The following is a 7,031-nucleotide window of genomic DNA, read 5'->3' as shown; positions in this document are numbered from 1 at the left end:
TTATATTAAATTATAATATAACAGATTAGATAATATAATGGTTTTTATAAAATTTATGTTAAAGCATGCTTTTATTAACCCCGAAGATTTTATCGTCCTTCCAGAATTTCTTAATAATTACTGCCACTGAAATAATAACAGGGATAATTAGAATCGCAAAGGTTTTTTCAAAGCCTATGTAAGGTATTATGGCCGCAAAGATTAATGGTATAATCATGAAAAGGCTCATGTTATAGGAATAGAAATAAGAATTTATCGCATTCCTTTCATATATGGATGATCCACGTGATATTTCAATGGTGGATAGTGGAAATATGGAACCGTGCGGTATACCCAGAAGCATCATAACAAGTATAAATGTATCATAATTTGGAAGAAACGGGAACAGTATTAGGGCTATAACTGTTATTGCCGGGGCAATAATTATTGCGTACCTGATATTTTTTATTGGCCTTATGCTAAGGTAAATCCTAACAAAAAACGATACTGTAAAGAAGAATACAAATGGAAGGTATGCCATGTATCTGCTTACCTGGAATCTTGTTTCTGCAAATATGGCAAGAAAAACGGTCAGGGCGGCAAATGGAACATTATAGGTGGTTATTGTTAGTATTGATGTCCATAGGCCACTATTATGTCTAATGGATTTCCCATGTGTTTCCCTTTTATTTTCCGGGAATTCCATGAAAAATGATGATATAAATCCTATGATGCCAATTGGTGCAAAGAAAAGAAATATAGTTCTATAACTTATAATTTTGAGCAAATAGGATTCCAGGGTTGGGCCAAAGACAAGGCTAAAACTTAGACCAACGGAATAGATGCTTAAAAGCCTTTCCCTGCCTGTTTGATCAGGATAGAGGCTTGCAGATGTAACTATATTTGGCAGAATTATACCGTATGCCAGCCCAATTAAAAATGAAATAATAAAAACGCTTATGCTATTTGATAAATAGTAAAGTATTAAAAACAATGTTAATAAAAAATTTGAGAAGACAAATACCTTTTTCCTTAACCGGGCGTTCATTAATGGATTCAAAAATGATGTGGCTATTACAGTGCCAAGATATATTACTGCAGTAACAAGTGCGGTTAATATATAGGAAAAGTGAAGAATGTATTTGGAGAATAAAGGCACGGTTGTCACAACCATATTGTTAGTTGATCTCATTGAGATTGCCATTAAAATTAATATTATGGAATATAAGAGAAAAACATGTTTGCTGTTGTTTAGTTTATTCATAAACCATTATTTAATGGTATTATTTATATGGTTCGTTATTTTTTTGATTATTAACTTATGCCATATAAAAGCTTAAAATAAGATATTATAAAAGTTTGGATTAACATAGCATATAATTATTTTATTTTAAAATTTTAATATTAATTATGGGTAAATACCATACCGGTAAAATTTTAATTTTGATGTTATCAATAATTTCTTCCCTGAATTCATCCTTGCTTATAATTACACCATAATTTAAATTTAGTTTTTTAAAACTTTTATAAAATTTTTTATCTCTACATTATTTCTATATTTAACCTCCACAGGTATAATATTACCATTTTTTAAAATAAAGTCTATTTCATAATTTTTATCCCTGAAATAATATTTCGAATCAAGTTCCTGCATGACAAAATTTTCTATTAATTTTTCATAATAACTATTTTTCATAATAACTATAATCCATAATGTTTTTATAATTGCATACAAAGGCTGAATTATAAAAATATACCTTTTTCATTTTCCGTGATGCTGATGTAAATGATCTTCTAAAATTTAATATCAATTTAATAATCAATGAATATTCTAAATAACCAAAATAATTTATTAATGTCTCCTTAGAAATATTAAGCTCTTTTGATAATGAGTGGTTGTGTACCGTATTTTGTGTATTTATAAACCCCATGTTAATAATGATATGATCATTAAAAAGGATGATAGTGTAATTCTTTTGCTGTAAATTTAAAATGACTATTTGCAATATTATAATGAGGTAAACAAAATGACAAATGAAAAGAGTCAATTAATAAGTATAGAGGAATTAATAAAGGTTTTCATAAATGACAGAAAAGATGGAAAGAAGGAACTGATTACATGGTTCTTAAACAATGTAATGGATCAGTCCATTTGAAAGTTAAATGCTGTAAGATCTTAAAGGAATAATAAAAGGACAGGCTACAGGAATGGAACCAAAAAAGGAAATTAAAGACTTTGGATGGTGAATTAACATTAGACAAGCCTGATATAAGGTCAGGATCTTTTACAACTAAGGTATTCGACAAATACTCCACTGTTGAAAGGGCATTAAACTCTGTAATAGCAGAATCATACATTAATGGTGTATCAACAAGATCTGTTAACAGTATAATAAATAATCTTGGTGTCAGTGTATCTACTGAGTATGTATCATCACTGAATAAGGAACTGGATGCCAAGGTTAAGGAAGTCTTAGAAACAAGGATAGATGATAAAATAATATACCTATATAGATGCATCATACTTTAGGGTAAGGGAAAATAATAAATATAAATCAATGGCATTATACACATCAATAGGTGTAAACAGCAATAGAATAAGACAGATTCTTTCCATTAATATTTATAATTCAGAGGATGGGATGGACTGGAATAATTTCTTCTTTAAACTCAAGGAAAGGGATTGACAGGAGCAAAGCTGGTAATATCAGATGGCCATAGGGGAATAATCAATGCAGTGAAGGAATCATTTCCGGGATCCTGGGGCATTTTTTTATTATGGGTCTTTATACTAATAAATATGATTATATATCCAACATCAAGATGATTAATATAAAATTTATAATGTTATTTTAAAGTATTCTTTCATCATGAGTATATATATTAAATTTATTATCGCGTGCAAAAGAAATTAATGTAATATTAAATGTATCTGCAAGTTCCACCGCAAGCGATGAGGGTGCAGAGACTGAACTAATAATTGATATGCCAAACATAGCCGCTTTCTGTACTATTTCAAAACTTGCCCGACCACTCACCTGCATTATTGTGTCCTCCATCCTTGATATACCATTGAGAAGAAGTTTTCCTATGGATTTATCAACGGCATTATGCCTTCCTATATCCTCAGATATGGATATCAAATTTCCATTATAATCAAATATGGCAGCGGCATGTATACCACCTGTATATCTGAATATCTCCTGATTTTCCCTCATTTTTTTTGGTAACAAAGAAATCAGATTATGTTCTACCCTATCTTTTATTTTCACAAATTTGGAATTTTTTATAAAAACATTCTCTATATTTGTTTTACCGCATACACCGCAGCTTGAATTAACGTAAAAATTTCTCTGATTTGTTAAATCATAATCAATTTTATTTACACTTACTATAACTATATTATTTTTTTCGTTTATTTTAGCTCCATAATCATAATTTACGCCTTGAAAATCTTTTATTTTTAACATTCCTTCATCAAATAAAAATCCAACGGCAAGTGGGAAATCATCAACCGGTGTTCTCATTATAACCGACACCGGCTCTGTGTTTTTGCCATCTGATAATCTTATTTCCAGGGGTTCTTCTGATGTTATGTAATCATTTGTAAAATATTTATTTCCATCGATACATTTTATAATTTTTTTATTAATATATGGATTCATTTTTTACCAAATGTATCTGATAGTATCTTCAACAGTAATATAATAGTCCTGGCAGTATCATTATTATTTATAGTCCTCGCTATATCCATAAGCCCATATCTTCTATCAGGAATTTTAGCATTACTTATTGCATTTCCAAGTTCTGACATGTAATTTACAGTTTTATCTGTGTCCAGTTTTGATAAAAGCTGGAATATACTAAAAATATTTGTCATGGATCTTTTTGTATCCTCTGATTCTAGCTGGTCTGATAATGTGTCTATGATATATTTATAATTTGATGTTAATGCATTAATAAGTGAAAAAAACCCGGAATCGTTAAGATTTTTAACTGTTTTAAGAAGGTTGCTGAAACTTTCCTTATATTCCTCAGGCAGCATGTCTGTTATATCCATTTCGTTTTTTTCATTTTCCTCAATATATTCTATTGGTTTTGCCATTTTAATCATCCGTTAATTTTACATAATCTGTTCTCTTCCACTTCATTTCTATGTTTATTCCTTTTTGTGGAACACGTTTTCCAAATCTTGGATTTGTTTTTGGAAGTGGAGATGGACCCTTATCTTTTAATTTAATTATTTTAACAGGCAATTCCTTATATGACGGTGTATCTGAATCAGGATCGCGGTTATATGACGTAAGCATGTTTATGCCCTCCTCGTCATATGCAGCATTCATAGGCATATACAGCTCATTTCCACTCACTCTATCGGTTACAAGGGCACGTACCTTTACACTGCCCCACTTTGAGACTATTTTTACATAATCACCGGATTCTATGCCATAATCCTTTGCCAGGTCATTTGATATCTCAACAAAGGTGTCAGGCACTTTTTCCCTTATACCGGGGGTTTTAAATGTTTCATTTCCCTCATGGAAATGCTCAAGCATTCTTCCATTGTTTAGGTGAAGCGGGTATTCTTCATCCTCCATTAATGGAGGCCTGTATTTAAGTATGTATAGTCTTGCCTTGCCATCAGGGAAATTGAATCTATCCTCATATAAATATTCAGAATCCTCACCATTTTCCTTCATGGGCCACTGAAGGCTCTTAAATCCTTCGAGCCTGGAATAATTAACGCCCTTAAATATGGGGCACAATTCAGATGCCTCATCCATTATATCAGATGGATTTTTATAATTCCATCCCGCTCCAAGCTCATTTGCAATATCCTGAATTATTTCCCAGTCAGGTCTGGTTTCAGCATATGGTTCCATGACTCTGTACAATCTCTGTATCCTTCTTTCAGTATTCACAAATGTACCTTCCTTTTCAAGGCTTACGCTTGCCGGCAAAACAACATCTGCAAATTTTGCAGTTTCTGAGAAAAATACATCCTCAACTATTAAGAATTCAAGATTTTCAAGTGATTTTCTTACCATTTCAGAATCTGGACCAGTACTGGCAAATTCCTGTCCAACAATATACATTGCTTTTATTTTATCGTTATCTATGTTTTCTATGCATGATACATTATCTATTCCTGGCTTAACCGAAAGCTTTGTATTCCACGCCTTCTCAAATTTTTGTATAACATTTTTATCATTTATTGGCTGATATCCAGGCAGATAAGTTGGCATTGCACCGAAATCACTTGCACCCTGTACATTGTTATGTCCCCTTAAAGGATACGCTCCTGTGCCTGGTCTTCCGTAATTGCCGGTTATCAGTAATAAATTAGATATTGCAGTTGATTCATCAGACCCTGCAGAATGCTGTGTAACACCCATGGCCCATAGTATGCACATATTTTTAACACTATGAATCATCTCTGCAGTTTTTATAATCTGATTCCTTGGTATTCCTGTTATTTTTTCAGCATTTTCCAGTGTAAATGATGATAGACTTTTATAATAATCATCAAAATTATTTACTCTTTCATCTATGAATTTTTTATCATGCCATTTTTTATCTATAATATATTTTGTTATGGCGGAAAGCAGTACAATGTCAGTTCCAGGTGCAGGATGCAAATATATATCTGCACGTTCTGCCATCTCATTTTTTCTTAAATCAGAAACTATTAATTTCTGCCCATTTAATTTATGCGCCCTTTTTATTCTTGTTGCAATAACTGGATGGGATTCTGCTGTATTTGCCCCTATTATAAACACAAGATCAGATTTGTAAATATCCATTATTGATCCTGCATCACCACCATAACCTACAGTTCTCCACAGTCCTGTTGTTGCAGGAGCCTGACAAAACCTTGAGGAATTATCAATGTTATTGTTGTGAAATATCTGTCTTGCAAGTTTCTGCATTAAATATGCTTCTTCATTAGTTCCCTTTGATGATGCTATAAACATTATTGATTCATTGCCGTATTTTTCAGAAACCTTTTTTAATCCATTGGCAGCGAACCTTATTGCATCTGACCATGATGTCTCAATAAATTTGCCATTTTTCCTTATAAGTGGCTTTTTTAATCTTTCCTTGCTGTTTACAAAATCCCATCCAAATTTACCCTTTATGCATGTGGATATACCATTCGCCGGTGATTCAATCTCCGGCTGTACCTTCAAAATTTTTCTTCCCTTGGTCCACATAGTGAATGAACATCCAACACCACAGTATGTACATACAGTTTTTGTCTTTTTTATCTGTTCATTTCTCATCTGTGCCTCAATGTTGCTTATTTTCATTATCATGCCAATACCTATTGGTTTCTCCAATCCTTTTCCAAAATCCACCAAATTATCTTTGGCTTTTTTTGTTAGCGATGTAAAATAGCCCGCCTCTTCCAGCATTGATTTTTCCATCAAGGCATTTACAGGGCAAACGGTAACACAGTGGCCACATGAAACACATGAAGACTCATTTATTGGTTTATTATCATCCCATATAACACGTGGTTTCTCAAGTGACCAGTCTATGCTTAAAGTCTCATTTACCTCAACATCCTGGCATGCCTCAACACACCGCCCACATAATATACATTCATCTGGATCATACCTGTAAAATGGATTTGAATAATCCGGTTCATACCCCTTTTTTTCAAACGGATATTTTTGCCTTTCCAAATTTAACTTATCAACTGCATTATGCAATGCACAGTCACCGTTATTATTTTCACATACAGTGCAGTGTAAATTGTGTCTCGTAAGTAATCTATTCACTGCTTCTAACTGCCTTGATTTTACATCTTCTATCTCATAACATATATTCATATTATCCTCAATTTCTGTGGAGCATGCCCTTACAAATTTGCCATTTGCTTTAACAATGCATGTATCACATGATTCTATTGGTCCAAGAGCTGGGTTAAAGCATACATGCGGTATATCTATATTATTTTCCATCATGGTTTCTAGAATAGTTTTACCTTTTTCGACATTATATTCATTTTTATCTATAAAAACTCTTAATTCTGGCATTAAATCATC

Annotated in this window: 8 protein-coding genes and 1 pseudogene; 3 read left to right on the top strand and 6 right to left on the bottom strand. The window is 32.3% G+C overall.

The features are described 5' to 3' along the window. Positions 1 to 58: 58 nt before the first annotated feature. From AOG55_RS05425 to AOG55_RS09855, 3 genes are all read right to left on the bottom strand, one after another. Complete coding sequence (locus AOG55_RS05425) at positions 59 to 1,183, bottom strand: MFS transporter (protein ID WP_269082534.1); 1,125 nt, start codon at positions 1,181 to 1,183, stop codon at positions 59 to 61. A gap of 303 nt (positions 1,184 to 1,486) precedes the next feature. Beyond that, positions 1,487 to 1,675 (bottom strand): DUF4143 domain-containing protein, encoded by a 189-nt coding sequence (locus AOG55_RS05420; RefSeq protein ID WP_048101244.1) that lies wholly within the window; start codon positions 1,673 to 1,675, stop codon positions 1,487 to 1,489. Continuing rightward, positions 1,665 to 1,910, bottom strand: a complete 246-nt coding sequence (locus AOG55_RS09855) for a DUF4143 domain-containing protein (RefSeq protein WP_048101245.1) — start codon at positions 1,908 to 1,910, stop codon at positions 1,665 to 1,667. The genes AOG55_RS05420 and AOG55_RS09855 overlap by 11 nt, the downstream gene beginning before the upstream one ends. 96 nt (positions 1,911 to 2,006) lie before the next feature. Between AOG55_RS09855 and AOG55_RS09760 the strand changes: the two genes are divergently transcribed. From AOG55_RS09760 to AOG55_RS09850, 3 genes and pseudogenes are all read left to right on the top strand, one after another. Further along, positions 2,007 to 2,135: a hypothetical protein gene (locus tag AOG55_RS09760; RefSeq protein ID WP_255350855.1), complete on the top strand. Its 129-nt coding sequence runs from the start codon at positions 2,007 to 2,009 to the stop codon at positions 2,133 to 2,135. 71 nt (positions 2,136 to 2,206) lie between these two features. After that, positions 2,207 to 2,509, top strand: a pseudogene (locus AOG55_RS09755) (transposase); the annotation flags it as partial. 28 nt (positions 2,510 to 2,537) lie between these two features. Continuing rightward, positions 2,538 to 2,666, top strand: a complete 129-nt coding sequence (locus AOG55_RS09850; RefSeq protein ID WP_269082533.1) for a transposase — start codon at positions 2,538 to 2,540, stop codon at positions 2,664 to 2,666. A 165-nt stretch (positions 2,667 to 2,831) separates the two neighbouring features. Here AOG55_RS09850 and fdhD read toward each other — a convergent pair whose 3' ends face one another. Genes fdhD through fdhF form a run of 3 tightly spaced genes read right to left on the bottom strand, consistent with a single transcriptional unit; the run spans position 2,832 to position 7,022 of the window. Continuing rightward, positions 2,832 to 3,644, bottom strand: a complete 813-nt coding sequence (gene fdhD, locus AOG55_RS05405; protein ID WP_052656705.1) for a formate dehydrogenase accessory sulfurtransferase FdhD — start codon at positions 3,642 to 3,644, stop codon at positions 2,832 to 2,834. Then, positions 3,641 to 4,084 (bottom strand): DUF1641 domain-containing protein, encoded by a 444-nt coding sequence (locus AOG55_RS05400; protein ID WP_156150286.1) that lies wholly within the window; start codon positions 4,082 to 4,084, stop codon positions 3,641 to 3,643. The genes fdhD and AOG55_RS05400 overlap by 4 nt, the downstream gene beginning before the upstream one ends. Before the next feature lies 1 nt (position 4,085). Further along, positions 4,086 to 7,022, bottom strand: a complete 2,937-nt coding sequence (gene fdhF, locus AOG55_RS05395; RefSeq protein WP_048101247.1) for a formate dehydrogenase subunit alpha — start codon at positions 7,020 to 7,022, stop codon at positions 4,086 to 4,088. Positions 7,023 to 7,031: the final 9 nt, after the last annotated feature.

Source organism: Acidiplasma cupricumulans, assembly GCF_001402935.1.
Lineage (GTDB): Archaea > Thermoplasmatota > Thermoplasmata > Thermoplasmatales > Thermoplasmataceae > Acidiplasma > Acidiplasma aeolicum.
Note: the sequence above shows the minus strand (reverse complement) of the source record. Positions and strands in the feature narration are given on the sequence as shown.

What these genes read in the sequence shown, in the direction of transcription:
- AOG55_RS05425 (WP_269082534.1), bottom strand. Translation starts at nt 1,183, where the DNA reads ATGGCAATCTCAATGAGATCAACTAACAATATGGTTGTGACAACCGTG.
- AOG55_RS05420 (WP_048101244.1), bottom strand. Translation starts at nt 1,675, where the DNA reads ATGAAAAATAGTTATTATGAAAAATTAATAGAAAATTTTGTCATGCAG.
- AOG55_RS09855 (WP_048101245.1), bottom strand. Translation starts at nt 1,910, where the DNA reads ATGGGGTTTATAAATACACAAAATACGGTACACAACCACTCATTATCA.
- AOG55_RS09760 (WP_255350855.1), top strand. Translation starts at nt 2,007, where the DNA reads ATGACAAATGAAAAGAGTCAATTAATAAGTATAGAGGAATTAATAAAG.
- AOG55_RS09850 (WP_269082533.1), top strand. Translation starts at nt 2,538, where the DNA reads ATGGCATTATACACATCAATAGGTGTAAACAGCAATAGAATAAGACAG.
- fdhD (WP_052656705.1), bottom strand. Translation starts at nt 3,644, where the DNA reads ATGAATCCATATATTAATAAAAAAATTATAAAATGTATCGATGGAAAT.
- AOG55_RS05400 (WP_156150286.1), bottom strand. Translation starts at nt 4,084, where the DNA reads ATGGCAAAACCAATAGAATATATTGAGGAAAATGAAAAAAACGAAATG.
- fdhF (WP_048101247.1), bottom strand. Translation starts at nt 7,022, where the DNA reads ATGCCAGAATTAAGAGTTTTTATAGATAAAAATGAATATAATGTCGAA.